Raw genomic sequence first — 23,575 nt, forward strand, 5'->3', positions numbered from 1 at the left:
GAGTGTGAGCCTATAGGATAATGCTACTGACAAGTAGATATTGAAACGCCTTTTAGTGCATCTAAATCCAATATTTCAATATACTTTTTATCTGTCTTGATAATGTTGCTTTTATGTAGGCGTGTGAAAACACGGCTGACAGTTTCAATAGTTAAACCTAAGAAATTACCAATATCTGATCGCGACATTGGCAGGTGAAATTCTCGTGCTGAAAGCCCTTGTTTTTCGTTGCGAGCAGCAATACTAAGTAAAAAAGCGGCTATTCGTTCAACAGCATTATTTTTATTTAACACACTAATCAGCTGCTGGTCATTAGTAATTTCTTTACTCATTAACTGAAAAAACCTGCGCTGCAAACTTGGCATTTGTGTACTTAACTCCTCGAAGTGAGAAAAAGGTATTTCACACACAGATGATGTGGATAATGCGACGGCGGAATTAGAATAAGCGTCAGAAGTTAAACCATCCATGCCAAATATTTCACCGGGCAAATAAAACCCCGTAATTTGTTCGAGACCATCTTCAGTAAGGGTAAATGCTTTAATGGCTCCTGACCTTAGCGCGTACACAGACTTAAACTGCTCACCAGCACGATAAACATGTTCGGTCTTTTGGATAGGGCGACTTCGCTGGATTATATTATCGAGTTTCTGCACATCATCAAGTTCTAAACTGATAGGCAAACAAATACTGCCAAGACGACACTCTGTACAGTTAACATGATGCGATGATTGCTGACAAATAATATTTTTATCTGCACTATTTTTCATTTACTGCGGGCCTCGATTTCTACAATACAATAATGCTACGTGCGAAGTAACTGGATATGAATATGTTAAGTATAAAGCTTTTATCTGTCTTGTTGCTATTATAACAGGCACTATAACAAGTATGTATATAACAGTTATCTATGGCGACCATGACAACAATAATAACAAGACCTTGTAATACTAAACACTAACGATACAATCTAAGCCAACCACCATACCAATCACTTTGAATACTGTGTCATATATCATCCACAGTAGAAAATGGTAGTTTGCCGCAGGACAACGCATCAGCATAATGACAAACTGAAGAGAGATTCTCAATTTTTCTATTATTAATTATACTGACTGCCTCAGGGCCTAAGCAAATTATATTATTACTTTTGATATCACTATTATCTAAAATGGACGCATTTTGAGTAATTAATGTGTCCGTTTTAAGTCCCAAAGATGAATTACCAATAAAAACATAGTTTGGCTCGTGCTTTTTTATAAGTAGCTTAACTTTTGAAACAAGACTCGCAATATCATCACTTAAACGAGTAATCTGAATACCCGTTGTAGTAAATGGGTAACGTTTTGCACAGGCGAAGAATTCAGCGACAACATCTGCATTAAAATCGTCCTCAGTTTCAATTATTAATTGGCATTGATTAAAACCGAGACCTTTAAGTAAAGCAAAGTTTTCACCGTTTACTTCATTTGGGGAACAAACAACACGATGTTTTCTTGTGATGGCTGGAGACACCTTAAAATTAGATGCAATATTATAGACCAAACTAGTGATCTCATAAGGCTCCAGAGAAAGACAGGGTCTTACTAATTCTAAAGACTCTAATGATCGCTGTCCCAATAGTGTTCGCCACAAAGCCAACTCGCAACTTAGACAATCGAAGGTGTTAGCCTGGTGCTGCTTTAGCCTAAAAACCTGCGTTGAATTTAGTCCCAAGCTCACCGACTGTTTATGCTTGAGAACAATACCATTACTAGAATTGATCAACACAGATTCCCGCAAGCTTTTCGCTTTCGGGTATAACACGCTTATATTGGGAGGTTTAGATACGCTCATGGTATCTATGCTAACAATGTCCATATTTTTTTTATTGACTTTAATCAAGTGATAGAGAGATTCCCGCACTCAGCAAGAGAGACTCTGGCAATACAGGCCGCTGGTCTTAACAAGCCCAAGTTGATATACGTCAACAACTAAAAATAATCTTGCAGCAATAATCAGATTACTAAAATGTAAGACACGTTAACGGGTCGCACCACGTTTCATCTAAAAGTTTCACACAGATACATCCTATAAATTAACTTATTTGTACACACCAACTGATTGATAGGTATTTATAATGCGAGTAGGTATTTTGACTGGAGGGGGTGATTGCCCAGGCTTAAACGCCGCTATTAGAGCTGTAGCGAAAAGTTTAATCCTTAAGCAAAAAGCCGAAATTATAGGGGTTAAAGATGGTTTTTTGGGTCTTATAGAAAAACGCACTACCACTATTAGCTATTCAGATTGCAGCGGTATTTTGAATCTTGGCGGTACCATTTTAGGCACTCATAATCGGGCTGACCCTTTCAACCATGAAGGGCGCGATGTTTCCAGTCATGTAAAGGACTATTATGACACCCTTGGTTTAGATGCACTGGTGGTGATAGGCGGTGATGGTTCCTTATCTATCGCCTCAGAGCTTGCACAGATGGATATGAATATTGTCGGCGTCCCTAAGACCATAGACAATGACCTTATGTGCACGGATAGAACTTTTGGTTTTGACACCGCCACCAGTATTGTCACAGAAGCCATTGATCGTTTACGTACCACTGGACAATCTCACAAGCGGATAATGATACTGGAGACAATGGGACGCAATGCTGGATGGATCGCCTTACATTCAGGTTTAGCGGGTGGCGCGGACAGTATTCTTATCCCAGAACACCCCTATAATATCGAAGAAGTTGCCCGCATTTGCCAAGCACGTAGTGGTGATAAAGGTTACGCATTGGTCGTAGTTGCTGAAGGTGCCCGTCCGCAAGGAGGCAGCACTGTCGTCAGGGAAACTATCGCAGACAGTCCCGACCCCATACGTTTTGGTGGAATTGGCGAGGATTTAAAAAGACAACTTGAAAAACATATTGATGCCGAGGTACGTGCGACAAATTTAGGGCATATCCAAAGAGGTGGCACGCCGACTTCTTTTGATCGCATATTTGCTACGGAAGTGGGCTGTTATGCGGCAAAAATGGTGGCCAATGGTGAATTTGGTAAGGTCGCCATCATACGCAATAACACCCTAGGACAAGTGCCTTTAAGCAAAGTCGCCAATAAAACACGCGTGGTAACCGAAGAAGACATTTCCTACATGACTGCCGTCAATATGGGCATTAGCTTTGGTATCAAACAACAATAAATTTGCTCACCAATTTTGCTCACCAATGATGTCTTGGTGGTTTATATCCGGTGGCTGTTTGTGGACATAAGGTTTATGAACAGCCAACGGACATAGGTCAATTTACTAGAGCCAACGTCTTACACGCTTTTTGTATTCACTATAATTTTCCCCAAAAATACGGCCGAGCACCTGCTCTTCGGGTTTTATTTGTAATTGGTTCATAGTTATTACAAAACCGGGCAAAACAAATATAGCCAACATATGGCTTAATAGACATACGAAAGCAGCCAAAACCAATAACATTGCCAAATACATCGGGTTACGGCTAAAACTATAACAACCTGTGGTCACCAACACTTTACTATCTTGCAAATGCAGTGGGCTAAAAGTCGTTTTGTTTTTGCGAAAACGCCAAAGGGAATGGGTCGCCAAAAATACCGCCATCACCAGCAGTGTTGCTGTCAAAAGCGAGGAAAACGGCACCGTAACTCGCCATTGAGGAATCAAATGGGCTATCCACCAGGCAAGTCCGGCGTACAAAATCAGCAGCACTGGCGGTGGTATTTTGGCTTTGGCATCCATAATGTAAAGTCGCCTCTAGATCACAAATAGATCCATAAACTTCTGTACAGGCGTATTTTCTAAAGCTTCTTGGTCCTTACATAGGTTAAAGATCTGATCACAGCGAGCACCGGGGAAACGTGTAGCCAAATTAGCTTTAAACTTCGCTTCTAGCACCGGGATGCCCTCTTCGCGACGACGTTTGTGACCAAGAGGATATTCGATTTCTACTTTCTCAGTAGTACTGCCATCATTGAAAAACACTTGTAAGGCATTGGCAATAGAACGTTTTTCAGGATCATGATATTCCTCACTATAACGAGGCTCTTCTAGAATTTCCATTTTCTCACGTAGAACATCGATTTGAGGATGCGCTTCATGAAATTCATCTTCGTAGTGTTCTGCTACTAAACTGCCGAAAATAAGTGGCACTGCTGTCATATATTGTAAGCAGTGATCGCGGTCGGCGGGGTTCGCAAGCGGGCCGTCTTTAGAAATAATACGGATCGCAGACTCATGTGTATGGATGACTATTTTTTCAATATCGTCAATGCGGTCTTTTACCTGCTCGTGCAAAACAACAGCAGCTTCACACGCCGTTTGCGAGTGGAATTCGGCTGGGAAGGAAATCTTGAAGAGGATGTTTTCCATCACATAGTCGCCGTATTCTCTCTGGAATTTAAACTCACGATCCCCCTCTTCTTTTAACTTAAGGTCTTTGTTGGTTTGGCTAAAAGACACATCATAGAAGCCCCACTGTGGCGCAGTTAAGACGCCGGGAATTCCCATTTCGCCGCGCATGGCAATATCTGCTAAGCGCACACCTCGAGAAGTCGCATCACCGGCAGCCCAGGACTTGCGTGAGCCGGCATTAGGCGCGTGACGATACGTACGCAAAGACGAACCATCAACCCAGGAGTGAGAAACAGCTGCCATAATCTGCTCACGATCACCGCCCAACATTTTGGTAACCACGGCTGTAGTGGCCAAACGAACCAGCAGAACATGGCAAAGACCAACACGGTTAAAGCTATTTTCTAATGCCATAACCCCTTGGATTTCATGGGCTTTGATCATCGCTTGTAAAACATCACGCATTAGTAGAGGTGCTTTACCCTGGCTGACATTTACTTGCGATAAATAGTCAGCAACGGCGAGTATGCCTCCTAAGTTATCCGATGGATGGCCCCATTCAGCGGCTAACCAGGTATCGTTAAAATCGAGCCAGCGCACAATGCAACCAATATCCCAGGCGGCTTTTACAGGATCGAGGCGAAACTGTGTACCTGGCACACGGGCACCGTTAGGCACAACTGTGCCCTCCACCATTGGCCCGAGGTGCTTAGTGCACTCCGGGAAACGCAAAGCTAACAGACCACAGCCCAGTGTATCCATCAAACAGTTGCGTGCAGTAGTGTAGGCTTCATCAGAAGCCACTTTAGTATCTAAAACATAGTCAGCAATATCCTGAATAACTTGATCGTAATCAGGGCGCTGGTTCATATCGACATTGGCAGACATATTTTTTCCAAATTCAAGGTTTTAACGGAATTCAAAGCTTTAACGATTTTCGATAGCGACAACAGTACGGGGTTGTTCACCGATGTATTCAGCAGACGGACGAATAATGCGGTTATTTTCTCTTTGCTCAAACACGTGAGCTGCCCAGCCTGTTAGTCGAGACATAACAAATATTGGGGTGAAGAGTTTGGTTGGAATTCCCATAAAGTGATAAGCAGACGCATGAAAAAAATCAGCATTGCAAAACAGCTTCTTTTCACGCCACATCACTTCTTCACAACGTAAAGACACATCATAGAGGGTACTATCGCCTTGTTGTTCGGCAAGTTTTTTCGACCACTGCTTAATAATTTCATTGCGCGGATCACTGGTACGATAAACTGCATGACCAAAACCCATAATTTTTTCTTTGCGTTCAAGCATGCCCATAATTTCTTTTTCTGCTTGATCAGCATCGGTCCAATTCTCAATCATCTCCATCGCCGCTTCATTGGCACCGCCATGCAGTGGGCCACGCAGAGAACCAATAGCGCCAGCGATACAGCTGTGCATATCCGATAAAGTAGAGGCGCAGACTCTGGCGGTAAACGTCGAGGCATTAAATTCGTGCTCAGCATAGAGAATCAGTGACGCATGCATCACCTGTTCATGCAACTCACTGACATTACCGTCACCGAGCATAGCCAGAAAATGTCCGCCGATAGAATCCGCATCTGTTTGGGTATTAATCTTGATGCCATCGTGGCTAAAACGGTACCAATAGCAGCAAATGGCCGGTAAGACAGCGAGTAAGCGATTGGCTTTATCTTTTTGTTCGGCAAATGACATTTCGGTTTCAAGGTTACCCAACACTGATACACCTGTGCGCATCACATCCATCGGGTGACTGCTGGCGGGCAAACGCTCTAACACTTCTTTCAGTGCTGTGGGCAATTCCCGCTGGGACCGCAGCATACTTTTGTATTCATCTAACTCTTGCTGCGTCGGCAGCTGACCGTTAAATAATAAATATGCAATTTCTTCAAACTCACATTTTTCGGCGAGGTCTTTAATATCATAGCCTCGGTAAGTTAAGCCTGAACCGCTGACGCCAACCGTGCACAGCGCTGTTTTCCCTGCCACTTGACCGCGTAAGCCCGCAGTATTGTTCGACGTTGCAACCATAACACTCTCCTACAGGTTTTATTATTAAATATTTATAATGAAGTTATTCTTAGAAAACAGCGCATAGCAATGTCATAACACGTTCAAGATACGCTGCTGTTAAGGTTTATCCAGTGCTAACTTTTTCCCTGTTCAAACAGTGCATCCAATTTTTGTTCATAGTCGTGATAATTCAGATATTGGTATAGCTCTTCGCGAGTTTGCATCATATCCACAACATTATTTTGGTCACCTTCGGTCAATAATGTTTTATACACTAATTCGGCGGCTTTATTCATAGCTCTTACGGCTGTTAAGGGATACAAAATCATATCTACGCCGGCACTAGCTAATTCTTGTTTACTGAATAAAGGTGATTTACCAAACTCCGTCATATTAGCGAGCAGTGGAGCAGGAATTTTTTCTTTAAATACCTGATATTGATCTAAAGAACTCATGGCTTCAGCGAAGACACCGTCGGCTCCAGCCTCGATACAGGCATTGATTCTATCGACCGCAGCGTTGAGGCCGTCAACCGCGTAGGCGTCGGTGCGGGCCATAATAAAAAAGCTTTCGTCATCTCTGGCATCAACTGCCGCTTTAATTCTATCCACCATCTCTTCTTGGCTTACGATGGCTTTATTGGGGCGATGACCACAGCGCTTTTGAGCGACTTGATCTTCTATGTGCACCGCAGCTACATCAGCACGGATCATCTCTTTTATGGTGCGCGCAATATTAAATGCTCCCCCCCAACCCGTATCAATATCTACCATCAAAGGCAGTTCGGTAGCCGCGGTGATACGTCTGGCATCTTCGACAACATCATTTAACATGGTCATGCCCAGATCCGGCAGACCGTATGACATATTGGCACACGCTGCACCAGAGATATAAATGGCTTGGTGCCCTATTTGCTCGGCCATCATAGCTGTGTAGGCATTGATAGTACCGACGATTTGCAAAGGGCCCTCTTGTAAAGGACTATTGTTTTTCAAGGCTTCACGAAATTTTGCACCAGGGCTAGTTTTCATGGTTTTAGCTCTCTTAGTTTTTGGATAATGTCTTCACGTGCACGCTCGATATGACGGCGCATCATGATTTCAGCCAGTTGTTGGTCACGCTGTTCTAATGCATAAAGAAGTTGTTGATGCTCAATCACTGCCACACTGGCACGATGACTAAACTGGCTCGATTGGTAACGGAACATACGTATTAAGTGATAGAGATCTTCACATAGCTGGCGTATTAAAAAATTATTCTTGCTGCCTTGTATAATTTTATAGTGAAAATCAAAGTCCCCCTCAGCCTGCATATACACACCTGTATTGGACTGGTGATCAGAATGCATGTTCATAAGGGTTTTTAACTCGCTAATTTCTTGATCAGACATATTCTGCGAAGCCAATGCTGCGGCTTTACCCTCCAGCGCCTCACGTACATGGTAGATCTCAATAACTCGTTCAAGACTCAAAGTGATAACTTTGACGCCTTCATGGGGCACATGCTGCACCAGCCCCATCGACTCTAACCGCCGAATTGCTTCACGAATAGGACCACGACTTGTATCAAACCGCACCGCAAGCTTAGGTTCACTTAACTTAGCTCCAGGGACGATATCCCCGCAGATAATGTTTTCCCGCAGAGTTGAGGTAATTTTTGTTGTTAGTGTCGTGTCTTGTTTGGCGTCGTTTTTAGCGTCTTTTTTAATATCATCTTTATCTTTAGCAAGCATTCTTAACAAGTACTATCTTTATAATTGTTGACAATATAGTTACATCGCGTGAAATTATATCGATAATGCACCAAAAAACCAAATTATTGTCAACAATAGCCTACTAAAGCACAAAAAAGGTGAGTATAGAGTTTCGCGAATGACGAGTTAAACGAGAATATTTAAGTGGTAGAAGGCAGTAATAGAAGGTGATAGCAGGGAGACTGCTATGGAGGGAAACACAGCGGTATTCCCCTCACATGACGATTAACTTAGTTGTTTAGATAGCGTAGCGACATCCCATTTGTCCATATTGATCTAACTTCCCATTTATCGTCTAACAAACTCAACATTATCTGTTTCGCGATCGACGCTATAAAACTTGATGTAGATATGACCACCAGACCTTGTCCATGATGTTCGATTTGCATTTCTTACAGCGGCAAGATTATTAACAAAGGGGCGATTTTTCACATTAAAAGTGCCCGCCATGTTTGCAAATCGTACCACTGTGGAACCATTATTATTTGGGCGATTAACGGAGAAATAAAGTACATCAAAACCATTAGATGCCGCATTGTTACCATTGGGGAGATCTACAGCATACTCACCGGCATCCATCTTCATCAGAGTGTTAGTTCCTGCAAATTGTCCATTGCCAGTGTTGCCTTGAGCAGCATCACCGTCAGGTGATCGAATGCGAAAGGTTGGGTTCTGCGGCGAACTCAAACGAAATACGGCATAAAGATCATTTGATACTCTAGCATTACGCCAACCTTGGGGTTTGAAATCGCCCGAGTCATAAAAGAAGGGATGATCTGGAATAACTGTTGATCCCATTCGCCCGCCCACATGGGAGGTAAGTGTTCCATCTGCATCGTATAATACAGAAGGCATAAACTTACCTACTGCGCCATAAGATCGGAATCTTCCTGAGTCATCAGCAAAACTTAAATTGTTCGCTGAACCATCATCCTCAAATGAGGTATTCCTCATGACAAAATGCGTATGGCGAACAGCAACGCCTGGGGTACGGAACATCTGCGAATTATTGGCATTAAAACCAGCGAAGTGTGAACCGTCCAAGGTGTTGGCACCATCATAGAAGCTATGCCCTGTCACAACTTTACTGCGATCACTATTACCACGGCTATGACCAACATATAGAGTATTTGTAATGCGCTGTGTAAAGGTGATAAAGGTGCTGGTAAAGTTATCGGCAAATCGGCTGTTAATGAAATTACCGGTGCGCGCGCGGTGATAGATACCGGTGGTATGCTTATACGCCGTATAGTTCTTCACTTGTGGCTCAACACTTGGTCGATATGCATCACCGTCGAAACGCGCCTTCAGCTTAGCACCTACAGGTTTTTCAAGATCGCTGCCGCGATCAAAATTTAAGCCGATTGGCGATGAGTGCGAGCTGTTTTGATTAAAATCGCCGAAGTTGACACGATCAGGCCTAACGTTCCTATACTGAGAGTCTTTGGCCGAAGCACCGATGGCTTTTCGGGGGAATAAGAACCAGAAGCCCGTACCCTCAGAACCGGCGGAGACATTACCAATCCATGTATTATCGGGGTTAGTCATCCAGTAGCCAGCTGAATTTAAGAAACGTCGGGGATTTTGCCCCACATGATCATGTGTGTCCACAATAAAGGGGTCTCGTAATTCTTGTGCTGAAACGCCTCCCACTTTGTGAATGCCATAAGCAATATTAGAAAGATAAGTATTACCCGTCTCCACTGCATCTTCCATAAAGAAGCCGTGGCCATGTATGTCATGTAAGACAACATCCTGAATTAACAGGTTATGAGTTCCATGAACCGTCACACCACGATTATTAGAGTTAGTAATAGAAACGCCGCGAAGGATATCCCCCTTTCGATCGCCCGCTAGGTGCCAGTGCATAGGATAACGTCCTAAACGCCCTGCCTGCCCCATGGTATCAAGTTGCACACTATCTAAGGTGATTTGCCCTGCTGATTTCATAACCATGATATTGCCGCCAATACCCTGGGTTGTGCCTGCATTATAATTGGCGCGATCACCAAAATTATTATCGACATCTTGCGACGCAAGCCCCTGAATTTTCACATTGCGATTCAACACCGCCACTTCTGCACGCATATCGATAACACGCCGATTAGCACCGGAGCCATAAGCTTCGATCTGACCATAGTGACGATAATCCAGTGGCCTACTAAACCGCAATCGAGTATTGCCGTTACCTTGATCCGAAATTTCTGTGATCGTACGGACTTCTTGTTGGCGATAATCATAAGTAGAACTCGCTATCACAATCTGATCACCCACTTTCCAGTTCAACCGGCCATCAGAAGCAGCGTTAGTTTTACCATCATAATTACGCTCGATTACATTGCGCACGGTAATTGTGCTAGTTCCCACTGGAGCGGTGGCTGCTAATCGAGTAAAGGTTAGTTTTTTACCCCCATAAAATTGCAGACGACCACCGCCAGCAGCCATAATAAAGCTGTTATTATCGTTTACCTGCATGTTCCCCATGGCAGTCTCTATGGACCAGTCCGCAAGAGGATCAGTACCTGTGAGAGTCAGAGTGAAGCGGCCTTGATCATAGGGATTGTTCTGTGTACCAATGCTGAAAATACCATTGGAGTTTACATGTACCCAATCTGTGGTGAGAGAAAAATTAGCGCCCTTCTGCTCACCCACCCGTAATACTCCTTGCACAACAACGCCTTTAGCAGTTGGCTGGCCTCCCCATAGGGTAACCGTGCGACCAGGCGGAATAATCACGCGTTTGTTAGCGTCTGGGACACCATTACTCCAAGTGGCAACAGAACCCCAACCACCATTGCGCACAGCGGTAGTGATAGATGGATCAGTCGAAGGAGGTACGGGTGTAGTCGTAGGTATAGGCGTCGGAGCGATTGTAGGCTCAGGAACAGGCGTAGGTTCGGGTATGGGGGTTGGAGGAAACGGCGTATTATTAGAGCATGCCTGTGTTCCACACATACAAATACTGCGCTCAGAGCGACTGTCTTTACAATCGGTTGCTCGACTGCCAAAAATATTCCTACACTGAGCTGTATAATCACATTGATCTACTGGGGGTGTTGGCGTTGGTGTAGGGGTTGGCGTTGGTGTGGGCGTGGGTGTGGGTGTGGGTGTAGGCGTAGAGCTAGTTGAGCATGCTCGTGTTCCACACATACAAATACTGCGTTCAGAGCGGCTGTCTTTACAATCGGTTGCTCGACTGCCAAAAATATTCCTGCATTGAGCAGTGTTATCACATTGATCTGCACTAGAAGCATTGGCAAATACTGAACTCAAAACAATGAGAACTAGAAGATATATTTTATTCATGAGTATTCCATTGAGTGCGTGTTATTGGTGTATTTTAGTGTTTTAGTATTTTGTAATTACGTAAACCAATTTATTTTTTATGCTTAAAATAACTAGACTGTATTCTCTGCAACCACAACCCCATTCACATCGAGTGCATTGCGAGAACTAAATATTTAAAAAACAAATTAAGAAATTCACACAAAAAATTTTAAGATAGATATATTTGTTTTTTAAAAACCCTTAAGAAAAACAGACTAATTTATTTAAGGGCAATATAGCTTAGAAACGAGTAAATTTTTAAAGCATTATTTTTTGATTTTATTTTCTGTTAACCAAAACAAAAAACGAAACGATATAAGTGATCGGTATGATCAAAGAATACGTTTACAGTCTTACCAATTTTTCACTTTTCACACTACTTACAAAAGCACACTCAATTAAAAAAAACCTATACAGATATTTAACTTGTTAAACGCTCATCCTTAAAAAAATAAACTTAAATCCATAGATAGCAAAAAATTAAAGCATATAGCGCAAATAAAAAATAAAGCTTCAGAGTATTGAGGTTTGGATTTTAGAAAATAAAGATTTGGTAAAAATTCTATTCACCAAAGAGAAGATGAATATTTGAAATGAATGCCATTTTCAATAGGCGTTATATTAAAAATGGCGAAACTAATAAATTATGTAAGGTTATAGTATTGATAACGGCCTGCTAAATTAAAGTAGCTTTGCGAAGCTAAAAAAAATTTACAGGCCACGAAATTAAATGAGGTTTAAGTTATTAACTATGGCCTAAATCTCACCTTGTCCCAAGGGTTATTTAATGTGAAAAATTTAACATATAAATCATTACCTACTCGTGCAAAAGCAGTAGTGTTTGAATTGCGCAGGGCATTGAGATTGCCGGCATTGCTCTGATTGGTCACCGTTAAACGGCTAGCGACTCCGGCAAATTTGACCAAGGTCGAACCTCCTGTTGGACCTGTGCGGATGAAAAAGGAAACATCAAAACCGCCGGAGATGCTATTGAGCCCACTGGGGAAATCCACTGTGTATTCACCCGCATTAATTTTCACCAAAGCATTAGCACCTGAAAATTGACCACTACCGGGAGCATCTGAAGCAAAGTTACCATCTGGCGTACGCACGCGAAAAGTAGCATTAGAACCATTGACATTACTCATACGCATTAATGAGTAGCGATCATCTGATATGCGTGCATTCCAACCTGAAGGTTTTATATCATTATTATCATAGTAGTAGGCATGATCAGGGATAATTGTCGAACCTGCACCGCCACCTGCATGCTGAGTTAAACTTCCATCGGCATCATAAATCACCGACGGTGCAATTTTACTCAAAGGCTCATAAGATGATCCGCCTTGGGGATTAACGAAGCTCATATGATTGGCTGAACCGTCATTCTCATAAGTGGAGTTGCGCATTACGAAATGGGTATTACGACCAGCAATCGCTGCCGAACGAAACATATGCGCGTTGGGCGCGGCAAAGCCTGCGAAATGAGTACCATCTAAGGTGTTCGCACCATCATAGAAAGTATGGCCGGTGACAATCTTATTAGAGTCGCTGTTACCACGGCTATGGCCAACATATAACGCGTTGGTAATACGTTGAGTAAAGGTGATGAAGGTGCTGTTAAAGTTATCAGCAAACATATTGTCAACAAAGTTGCCAGTGCGGCCGCGATGATAAATCGCAACATTATGTTTGTAGCCAGTAAAGTTTGTAAATTGGGGTTCTATCGGTGGGTTGTATTCATCACCATTCCAGTTTGGCAATAACTGAGCACCCACCTGCCCTTCAATATCGCTCCCACGGTCAACATTCAGACCAATAGGCGACGAATGACTGGAATTATAAGCAAACTCACCAAGGTTTATTTTATCAGGTACCACACTGGCATATTGAGGATCTTTAGCCGCAGCGCCAATGGCAGAATCGGGAAATAGAAACCAAAAACCCGTACCTTCAGAGCCTGCTGAGATATTCCCTCGCCAAATATTATCGGGGTTCGTCATCCAGTAAGCCGCTGAGCTAAGAAAACGCATGCGGTTTTGCCCCACGTGGTCATGAGTATCAACAATAAAAGGATCATTTAAATCCGGTACGTTATCCCCTAGTGCATCACTGCGACCCACTTTATGGATGCCAAAGGCAATATTAGACAAAAATGTATTACCGGTTTCTACAGCATCTTCCATAAAGAAACCGTGGCCGTGAATATCATGTAAAACAACATCCTGTATAAGCAGGTTGTGGGTACCGTGCACTGTTAAACCACGATTGTTGGAATTGGTAATAGACACACCCCGCAGCATATCTCCCAAACGATCACCCGCCAAATGCCAATGGATGGGATAGCGTCCTAAACGACCTGTCTGTCCCATATTGTCCAGCTGCACACTATCGAGAGCAATCTGCCCTGCACTCTTCATAATCATGATATTGCCGCCAACACCTTGGCTGCGCCCCGCTTTAAAGTGCGCACGGTCACCGAAGTTCGCATCGGTATCCTGTGAAGCTAAACCTTGAATTTTGACGTTGCGATTTAGCACCGCAACTTCAGCGCGCATCTCGATAGTCCGGGTATTGGCACCTGAACCATAAGTCTCTCGTTCACCATAATGCCGATAGTTGAGTGGCGCATTTAATGTCAACTCCGTATTACTATTACCCAAGTCAACCAGTGCGGTAATGGTGCGCACTTCTTCATGAGAATAATCATCAGATGAACTGGCAATCACGATTTGATCACCCACTTTCCAGTTTAACTCACCGTCAGATGCAACAGAGTAATCACCATCATAATTACGTTCAATTAGGTTACGAACAAAGATTCTACTGCTACCTGCGGCTGCAGTAGCGGCCAGGCGTGTATATGTCAGCTTGTTTTCACCAAAGAACTGTAATTGACCTCCTCCTGCGGCCATAAGAAATGCGTTGTTGTCCTCTACCTGCATTGTTCCCATCGCAGTCTCAATCGTCCAATCGGCCAGTGCGTTTATCCCTGTTAGGGTTAAGGTAAATTGCCCCTGATCATAAGGGTTAGACTCGCTGCCAATTTTAAAGATGCCATTTGAATTTACGTGCACCCAATCAGTGGTGAGAGAAAAATTAGCACCGTTCTGCTCACCCACTTGTAGGACGCCCTGGACAACAACCCCTTTAGCACGTGGCATCCCCCCCCATAGAGTAACCGTTCTTCCTGGTGGAATAATTGCGCGTTTGTTTATATCTGGAACACCATTGCTCCAAGTGGCAACAGAACCCCAACCACCATTACTAACTGCTGTCGTCGTATCATTGGCACCAGGTGCAGGGCTACTTGTCGGCGCAGGAGTGCTTGTTACTGTCGGCACAGGGGTCGGCATTGGTGTGGGTGAAGTTGTAACCGTTGGCACCGGTGTTGCTGTCGCTGAGGGTGTCAAAGTAGGTGTAGGTACAGGAGTACCCGTCACGGACGGAGTGGCTACTGGTGTAGGCACTGGAATCGGTGTTGCGACAACCGTTGGCACTGGTGTTTCTGAAGGCGTTCCCGTCAATAGGCCGCCACTACTCGATTCACCTCCACCACAAGCATTTAAGACCAACACCGAGGCGCACAGCACAAGTATCTTATTGTTAGTAGGTCTATCCATATTTTTATCACAGTCTTTTTAATTTGTATTTTGTGGGTTGTTTTTTATATACAAATCCGATTTTTTCGATTCACACGCTAAGGCGATATATTCAAATCCCTTTTCGGTGCCAGTATGTCATAAAAATAAGGAAGTTAAGTTGGAGGCTGATCATCTTGTGCACGCGCTCTCGTTTAGCAGCTAACAATATTGGGTTGTTAACGCTAAACAGCGCTAACATCGATAAATGCGTTATCAGATAAAATAGCTGAGCTGTGATGAGGAAAGGTATATTACTATTTGCAGGTGCGGCAAAAATTCAAAAAGACAACTGTCATTTAATTAATGTTAACAAACCCTAACATCATTAATTGTGATAGGAAAATTATTTTAAATAAAAACTCTTTATGCAAAAAAGGCTTTTTCCTTAACAAGGAAAAAAGCCTTATCATGAGACAGACACAAATAAGTCTAACGCAACAACTTCATGGCATTATCTGCCATCCCTTCCAGGGCTTTAATATCAAATACGCCTCGACCTAATACACGGATACCCGCACATATCCCCACCATAGTATTTGCAGTGCTAGCGGCATCTACACTTAAGGGTATCTCGTTAAGGGCTTGTCCTTTAGTGATCATTATTTCAAAAAAAGAAGTAAGCTCCTGAATTGCGTTTTTTACGATTAACGTTGTTTCTTCATCATGAGCATAAAGATCAAGTGAAGTATTTATCAAAAAACAACCTTTTTTATCATCGTCTTCTGCAGTCCTGCGCAGTATCCCATCAAGAAATTGTCGAATAGCGGCAAGAGGGCTTTCCATCTCGGATAACTCTTTGAGCACAGAAACACGCTCTTGCTCATCATACTTATGTAATGACTTAACAAAAAGATTGCGTTTGCCGTTAAAGGCGTTATAAAGACTTCCGCGACTTAAACCAGTAACAGACAATAACTCAGCCATGGATGATTCAGCGTATCCTTTCTGCCAAAATAGCACCATCGCATTAGAAATTGCTGTCTCTACATCAAATGATTTTTCCCAAGGCATAGTACGAAACTCCAAATTATTAAATAACTAAATCCATTCTGATTGTAACGTCCCAATTAAACAAGTCCAGCCAAATAAGACGCATCGTTAGAACAAATTCACTTTTGCAACTTACTTTCGTAACCTGCATTTTGTAACTTCCTTTTTTATAACAACATGACAAAGTATTTACAGCAAACGAGGGCTTGGTATCTTAAAGACTCTTATGCGACATACAACTATCGTCATATCGTAAATATCTTTTAAGCTGTTAAATAACTTTTAAAAGATGCAAGTAAAATGATTCTTAAGTCAGTATGCTTTACAGCCATTTCAATAAGCCACATCAATCTATTAAAGCGATGATTTATTTGACTGCCATCTGTAACTAACCACGCATAAAGCTGAATAAAAGCGAATATTAGTAAATAGGCATACTTAAATGCAAAAAAATCGTCACGTTCACAAGTAAAGAATCGTAAACTTTTGTAATCAAAGTGATTTTACTAAATGGATTCTACTTATTTTGACCATTGATAAGATTGTATTAGTTTTTGATTGGATACTTTGTAACAAACTCTATCATTTGCCATCCACAACGCAAATAAATATAAAGTAGTTATAAAGTTTAGAATGTAAAGCAGCTGAGAAAGGCAGTTAAAAAACCGTGTTAATCAAGGCTTGTTGCTAAGCTATCAGCGGATAGGTTTTTAGGAGCCAAGCCGTTATAGACAAAAATATATTCCATAAGTTCTCTATTCATACCCTCTCTATAAGCATAGGTTTTATCCATGTGAAAAGATGGCAATAAACGCAGTAATGCTGCACCGGTGATTGCATCATTGCTTTGCGCAGCCAAACTATTTGCAGATGCCACACGTGGTATATTTAAATTCATTCTTAATTGGTTGCCATCGATAACTTCAAACTGCCCCGGCTCAGACGGTTTGTGGCGACCAGTGTACATAAAAGACAAAAGAAATGTGTTGTCATGACTGAGCGAAGCCAGAGCATTATTAAGTTGCATGATCTGCAACGGACTACAACAGTTAAAAGTATCCCAAGCAATAATAACGTCAAATTTACGAGAAATTTCGTGATTGAGAACAGATAAATTTAGATTCTCTACCCCCTTTTTACGGCTAAGCTCTACCAAAGAAGCGATATCAGCCCGATAGTACGACTTCGCTTTTTGAACAATAAGGTCTTCTGAACGATTTTGTGAAGCACCTAAGTCGAGCACTGTTACATTATTATCACTTTGCAACAAGCTCATCACCTCAGCGATAGCAGGCGAGCTATAAACACTTTTGGTAGAGGTATTTAAGGTTTTTTCTCGAATCACATTGGGCTTTGACTCAGATTTGGTAATTCGATGTTTGGTCTCATCACTTGGCGCAAAACGGAGAACATGTTCAGTAATACCGGGTATCATTCCCATTTGCCCAACCAAAGTTTCCTGAACAAAATAACCATCCATAGAAGATAGTAATTTGACTGTACTATAGTTTGGTAAAGTTTTTTCAATGAGGTCAGTGTCAGACATTTCTAGCAAGTATTTATCTTTCACTAGAAATTTACGGGGCGTGGAAGGTATTTTGCTCTCTACATAACGCAGCATATATACCAAAGTATTAGGCTTACAATGAGATTTAAGCTTATCAAATAAAACTTTTATCGCGTCCAAACTTAAAAAATTAATAATATCCCAAGCCAAAATTACATCAAATTTATCGTCAGGAGCATAGTCAGCCATATATTTGCTGATATTTATATCAGCGAGATCGGTCTTCATATATATATGATCCCGAATGGCCCCACTGAGGTCTTCCACCTGAATTTTACAGCTTAGTTTTGACAAAAGTTGAAAGCAGCCGCCACTCATCGGACCAAGGTCTAATACCCTGTTCCGATCAGAAGTTTTAATTTCATTATAAATGGCGGTAAACGCGGGAGAACGATGTATTAGCATAGAGATACAATAAATCAATCTGCAACTTGATGAAGGCTAAATATACAAAGCGCCCTCGATTTAGCTATCGTCGTTTTCCTTGCTGCTAGTATCTTTTGAAATAGTTTCTATTATTGGCGTTGATGTAGCACCCGAGCTATCCATATCCATATCAATGGAACCACGGAATTTAGCGCCATCTTCTAGGATAACACGCTCAGCCTTGATATTTCCCTGTACTTGGCTAGAAGCTCTGATAGCGATACGCTCCTCACCAAATAGGTCACCTTCGACCTTACCCTCTACAGCCACTGTTTTAGCATTTACATTAGCGTGCACAACGCCCTGCTCACCCACGATTAAATTATGTCCTTTTAAGTCGATAGTCCCTTCAACATACCCTTCAATCAACAAGTCTTCCTCACCAACAAGCTCACCTTTAAAACGGATTTGCGATCCTATGACTGCGGCTGGTCGTTTGGTCTCTACTTTGGGTTTAATTGAGGTATTAGTATTAACAGCAGTAGGATAAACGGTGGCTTCTTCTTGTTTTTTTTCAGAGCGATTACTAAGCATTGATGAATCTCCTAAATTGTTCGTTTGGGCTGTTGACTGAAGCGGTTTTTGTTCTTCGGGAACCTTAGGCTTTGGGGCTGGGGGCGGCTGGCTCTTATTTAATGGTTGGTTTTTATTCTTCTCTTCTGATGAAGAAAATATTTTTGAAAATGTAATATCCATTCAATTCAACCTGAAAAAGAAATATTGACAAAATAACGCACAAAATACATCGTTGATGAAAGATAATATTTACTGCAAGGCATCCGGGAATATTGTATTCGAACAAAAATCACACAACATTCAACATTGTTAGCGCCAAAAGAAAAAGCGCATTTCACAATAGCTACTGATATAAGCTAACAGTTTATCGATATACAGAAAGCGCATGTAATTAACATATTATTGCTCTACATCATAAGGTGAGTATATGAATAGAAATGCTGCAAATAACTTACATGTTGCACCGAAATATTACCTAAATATTTATCAATACAGCTAAAATTCAGTTGTTTGAAACTACACCACTATGAGATTTTATTTCCTTAATCTTGCTGTAAGAATATACAAACATTCGCTTATTAAATCTATACTATAGTAACAATGAATTTATATTAAATTTTAAGTTAAAAACCGTATGCACTATCTTTTAGATATTTAGCTAACAAAAAAGCAAGTTTTACGCCAAACTCCTCTCATAACACCATAAATATTATATTTACTTAAAGGTAAAAATCACTGCTCACTATTGGTGAGTTAAAACGCTTTTGACGTTAAAAAAACACCACAAACGCCAGAAAACATACGTTTTTTACATTACTAAATTACTTAATCGAAGCAACTAAATATTAGCCAGCGAAATTAGAAATAACAAAAACATATAGCGTCAAAAAATAACAAAATATGGCACACAAAAGCTTGATAGCAAATACTTATCGAAGCTATCAAAGCCACCATAGCAGCTAACATTAATCACATTTATTTTAATTACTAACGTGTTAAATAGTAATGTTGCTTGGCTAATTAACATTAAAAATCTAAAGCAAGAAAATTTGGGCAAAAAAAACCCGGCTAAAGCCGGGTCTTTTCAATATACAATTGATTTTATTCTTCCTCGATACACTCAAGGTCAATACTTGTTTGGAACTTAAAGTTAGAAATTGTTGTGTGACGCTCTGCAAAGAACAAATCAAAGTTATAGCTGTTTCCAGGCTCTATACCTAATTCATCTGCAATATCATCAAGAGCAATTTCTTTAACAATAATTGAGTGCACTCCGCCTATATCAATGGCTAGTTTGCCGTTGATGAAGACAAAGAGATCGTCGTCACCGGCAAACAAGAAACGCTCGCCACCTTGATAATCAAATGTCATATGAGCTTCAAGCGTGAAGTGGAAGTTGTTATCACGACCTTCATTACCCCAGCCCATGTCATTAATTGGGAAGAAGTCGAAGTTACGATACTCCCAGGTTGTTGCATCAACACGCGTCATTTCAAACTGCATTGGGATGCGGATATTGACATCTTCAACATCACGGTACCATTGATCAAAGTACTCTCGGCCATTGGTTGTGTGGGTAACACCACCGTCATTGGCGTATACAGGTAAACCGTCGCTACCTAAGTCTTTAGCAACAATACCCTCTTCCGCACCAATACGGTATTGGAAGTCAGGATGAGAGTCGCTGAAGTCGCGAATAATAGTTGGGAAGATACGGCGACTATTATTGCTGTTATCACATGCAACTGGTGGCTCAGATACCTGCACTACTACAGTGTCAACAGGGCTATCGAGATTACCGTCGTTGACAACCAATTCAACAATATAAGTACCGGCTTGATTCGGTGTAAACTCGGGCGTAATCGCAGTGTCGTCACTAAAGCTTACATTAGCACCATTAGGAACACTTCCGAATGTCCAACGGTAAGTCAGATCATCGCCATCTGGATCACGGCTACCAGAACCATCAAGTGTTACCACTTCTGAAGTGTTAGAGGTAGTGTCATCTCCAGCATCAGCAATCGGTGCTGTGTTAATAGTGTCGATAATCATGGTATCGGGATCACTATCCACATCGCCATCATTAACAATCAGTTGAATGGTGTACTTACCTTTAGCAACAATCTCAACACGTGGTCGAACCGTATCAGCTCTTCTTAATACAACGCCGTCGGCTGTCGACGCATCTACTACAGTCCACTGATAAGATAGAGTATCACCATCAGCATCCGTACTTGCTGACCCGTTAAGTCTCAGAGTTCCGCCAACAAAGCTTTCCTCATCGTCTCCAGCGTTTGCTATAGGCTTGCTATTTAACACATTGATAGTGACAGTATCAGGAGCACTATCGATGCTGCCATCGTTAACGGTAAGGCTTAGCGTGTAAGTACCTTTCTTAGTAACCGTTATTACAGGTGACACCGTATCTTCTAGTGTCAAACTAATACCACCAGCAGGATTTGCTGAAGCAACAGACCAGCTATAACTAAGTACGTCACCATCCGGGTCAGAGCTGCGGCTTCCGTCAAGCACAACAATGTTGCCAGCAGTAGTTTCCGCGTCATCACCAGCATTAGCCACAGGTCTTCTATTCACTGGTGTAGGCGTTGGTGTAGGCGTCAATGTTGGCGTAGCCGTCGGTGTCGCAGTTGGCGTGGCCGTTGGTGTTGGCGTACTGGTTGGTGTCGCTGTTGGCACTGGTGTGCTCGTAGGCGCTGGCGTCACGGTCGGTACAGGAGTAGTAGTTGGTACCGGCGTTGCTGTTGGCGCAGGTGTAACTGTAGGCACAGGGGTAGAAGTTGGCGCAGGCGTTACAGTTGGAACCGGCGTAATCGTCGGAACAGGCGTCACAGTTGGAACAGGCGTAATCGTCGGCACAGGTGTTACAGTTGGAACAGGCGTCGATGTAGGCACAGGAATAATCGTTGGCACTGGCGTTACCGTAGGCATAGGTGTCAACGTTGGCACTGGCGTAACGGTAGGCACAGGGGTAACAGTCGGCGTTGGAACTACCGAAGGATCGTCACATACTATGCGCGCACTGTCTAAATTATCTACGAAATCAGAGTTGTAAGGTTCATAAGGGAAATTAGCATTAACATGAGGTTGTGCAATTGAAATGCTACTAAATACTGTATCACTAGATGCACGAGTCACAGGCAACATTTCATTGTTGTCTAGCACCCAAAGACCATACTGACTATTGATATTGTCGGTATTACTATTCTCAGCGCAAAATGCACTGATGTTATTGTTATCCAAAGTTGAGCACTGAGACCAACTCATAAGATATCGGCCAGAGCCATCACGGTAACCTTCAAGCTCACTGTACCAGCCGCCGATAGAAACCTGATTAGGATAAAGATTCAATGAGCGATCAACAATTGCTTCAGGGGCAATATTACCAAAGATAATGCTGTCGTCGGCGTCTTGGGGAGATTGCAACTCAACAGGAGTACCACCTAAGAATTGATTGTATTCGTGCTGCAAGATGGCAACTAGCTTACCATTTTCGGCCTGCTTAATTTTACTGATACCAACAAAAGCCTCGTCTGAACCACCTACAGTAACGGTTTTGTATAGTTGCTCTAATTTTGTGCCGTCAGCGGTAATACGAAGAATTGTATAGTGGTTATTAGCAACGACTGGCCCCACTGGAGTATCGATAGCCAACTGACATACAGTGTTAGTAGACCACTCGTCAGGCTTATTAAGACCTGCTGGCTGAGAACTACCAAATATTTCTTTGAAGTTGCTTTGAGCCGAGAAAGATTTTTGGATATCGCTTGATGCACACTGCTTAACCAAGTCGTAGCTGCGCGACCAACGTATAAAAGCGATACGCCCATCGTTCATCGTAATAGGTTTAACATCGTGATTACTGCCATATGTCAATTGCAGAATATCTTCACCACGTAACGTCATAGAGTGCAGTAGTGAAGGTCTCTCATTGGCTGTGACTTTATGGCAATTCTCGCCGTCAGCTTCATCGACAATATTATCGACCGGACTATTAGGATTACCCGCGGCACGATCAGAAGAAAATACAACAGTCCCCTCAAGAGTGAAGGTAGGGTTAGTGTCTTGGCCGGCATTAGCAATGGCATCATCTTCAATAATACGGCGAATCGCATTGGTTTCAAAATCCAATACGTAAATATTCCAAGTGGAATCTGTGGGATGATTGTCCGGGCCGTGAGCAGCAAAAATTAACTCTGAACCATCCACTGAGGTGTTAAGGTCTTTGACATCAAAATCAGCGCTACCGAAATACTCTCTCAACAAAGTATCCACTCGAACAGCATCGATATCTAAGCTATTTTGTATGACCAATTGTGGCTGGGATTGAGGTCTGAACTCGTAAGGAGAGATAACATCCAGAGGCGCTCGACTCTCACTCAACAAAGTTTTTGTATACTTCTCGACATTTGCTTGAGTCTCTGTACTCGCGCTTCGCTGAACGAAAGCAAAAGTCGTCTTATTGGACAAGTTCAGCTCTTCTCTAACACCACTACCACCGGATTCACCACCGCCACAGGCAACAAGGGTCATTGGCACAACAACAGGTGCAACGATGGATTTAATATAATTTGACAATTTGAGCATAATTCACACCGCTAATGGGATTAGCTAATACTTTTAATTAATGACCGTTATTATCTCCTAATACCAAAGTACTAGTGGGGAATTTGTTCGCAAAGATTCTAAAATCGGGGAGTTTTTATCGAAAAATGTGAAGTAGCGCAAAGTTTTTAAAAAAAAATAATCTTAAAACGCGCACGAGGATTATCCGCCAAGCTGGCACATAAAAGTATCGAATGGTTCACAATTCCATCAAATCGCTGATGAAGCTAACATTGCTTTCAAATAGTTGTTCTAACCTACTGAAAAATAACAACTTTATTTGAGGGTAAAAACGCAAATCGACCACAAAAAGTCGCTATCACACTTTAATATGTCAC

14 protein-coding genes are annotated in these 23,575 nt (G+C 42.2%); 1 reads left to right on the plus strand and 13 read right to left on the minus strand.

Going from position 1 to position 23,575, the window contains the following annotated elements; all coding sequences use genetic code 11:
- Positions 1 to 23 precede the first annotated feature (23 nt).
- Both fnr and BVC89_RS15925 read right to left on the minus strand, forming a co-directional pair.
- Positions 24 to 770, minus strand: a complete 747-nt coding sequence (fnr, locus tag BVC89_RS15920) for a fumarate/nitrate reduction transcriptional regulator Fnr (protein ID WP_086932146.1) — start codon at positions 768 to 770, stop codon at positions 24 to 26.
- A gap of 238 nt (positions 771 to 1,008) precedes the next feature.
- Positions 1,009 to 1,836, minus strand: a complete 828-nt coding sequence (locus tag BVC89_RS15925; protein ID WP_086932147.1) for a hypothetical protein — start codon at positions 1,834 to 1,836, stop codon at positions 1,009 to 1,011.
- A 283-nt stretch (positions 1,837 to 2,119) separates the two neighbouring features.
- Here BVC89_RS15925 and BVC89_RS15930 point away from each other — a divergent pair, with 283 nt between their 5' ends.
- Positions 2,120 to 3,181 (plus strand): 6-phosphofructokinase, encoded by a 1,062-nt coding sequence (locus BVC89_RS15930; protein ID WP_086932148.1) that lies wholly within the window; start codon positions 2,120 to 2,122, stop codon positions 3,179 to 3,181.
- A gap of 105 nt (positions 3,182 to 3,286) precedes the next feature.
- Here the strand turns inward: BVC89_RS15930 and BVC89_RS15935 are convergent, their stop codons facing one another.
- From BVC89_RS15935 to BVC89_RS30175, 11 genes are all read right to left on the minus strand, one after another.
- Positions 3,287 to 3,745, minus strand: coding sequence for a methyltransferase family protein (locus BVC89_RS15935; RefSeq protein WP_086932149.1), 459 nt, complete (start codon positions 3,743 to 3,745; stop codon positions 3,287 to 3,289).
- Between the two features lie 15 nt (positions 3,746 to 3,760).
- Complete coding sequence (locus tag BVC89_RS15940; protein WP_086932150.1) at positions 3,761 to 5,245, minus strand: bifunctional 2-methylcitrate dehydratase/aconitate hydratase; 1,485 nt, start codon at positions 5,243 to 5,245, stop codon at positions 3,761 to 3,763.
- Between the two features lie 39 nt (positions 5,246 to 5,284).
- Positions 5,285 to 6,409 (minus strand): bifunctional 2-methylcitrate synthase/citrate synthase, encoded by a 1,125-nt coding sequence (prpC, locus tag BVC89_RS15945; RefSeq protein WP_086932151.1) that lies wholly within the window; start codon positions 6,407 to 6,409, stop codon positions 5,285 to 5,287.
- Positions 6,410 to 6,525: 116 nt separating this feature from the next.
- Entirely contained in the window at positions 6,526 to 7,422 is an 897-nt protein-coding gene (gene prpB, locus BVC89_RS15950; protein WP_086932152.1) for a methylisocitrate lyase, read from the minus strand.
- The gene (locus BVC89_RS15955; protein WP_086932153.1) at positions 7,419 to 8,123 is read right to left on the minus strand and encodes a GntR family transcriptional regulator; all 705 of its coding nucleotides are present in this window, start codon (positions 8,121 to 8,123) and stop codon (positions 7,419 to 7,421) included. The genes prpB and BVC89_RS15955 overlap by 4 nt, the downstream gene beginning before the upstream one ends.
- A 309-nt stretch (positions 8,124 to 8,432) precedes the next feature.
- Complete coding sequence (locus BVC89_RS15960) at positions 8,433 to 11,450, minus strand: G8 domain-containing protein (RefSeq protein WP_086932154.1); 3,018 nt, start codon at positions 11,448 to 11,450, stop codon at positions 8,433 to 8,435.
- Between the two features lie 770 nt (positions 11,451 to 12,220).
- The gene (locus tag BVC89_RS15965) at positions 12,221 to 15,094 is read right to left on the minus strand and encodes a G8 domain-containing protein (RefSeq protein WP_158657977.1); all 2,874 of its coding nucleotides are present in this window, start codon (positions 15,092 to 15,094) and stop codon (positions 12,221 to 12,223) included.
- Between the two features lie 450 nt (positions 15,095 to 15,544).
- Positions 15,545 to 16,126 carry a TetR/AcrR family transcriptional regulator gene (locus BVC89_RS15975; protein ID WP_086932156.1) on the minus strand — a complete coding sequence of 194 codons (582 nt, stop codon included), beginning with the start codon at positions 16,124 to 16,126 and terminating at the stop codon, positions 15,545 to 15,547.
- A 649-nt stretch (positions 16,127 to 16,775) separates the two neighbouring features.
- Entirely contained in the window at positions 16,776 to 17,900 is a 1,125-nt protein-coding gene (locus BVC89_RS15980) for a hypothetical protein (RefSeq protein WP_158657978.1), read from the minus strand.
- A gap of 237 nt (positions 17,901 to 18,137) precedes the next feature.
- Entirely contained in the window at positions 18,138 to 18,794 is a 657-nt protein-coding gene (locus BVC89_RS15985; protein WP_245929101.1) for a bactofilin family protein, read from the minus strand.
- Between the two features lie 921 nt (positions 18,795 to 19,715).
- Positions 19,716 to 23,219: a PKD domain-containing protein gene (locus BVC89_RS30175; protein ID WP_216824993.1), complete on the minus strand. Its 3,504-nt coding sequence runs from the start codon at positions 23,217 to 23,219 to the stop codon at positions 19,716 to 19,718.
- Positions 23,220 to 23,575 lie beyond the last annotated feature (356 nt).

The sequence above is a fragment of the Agarilytica rhodophyticola genome (assembly GCF_002157225.2).
GTDB lineage: Bacteria > Pseudomonadota > Gammaproteobacteria > Pseudomonadales > Cellvibrionaceae > Agarilytica > Agarilytica rhodophyticola.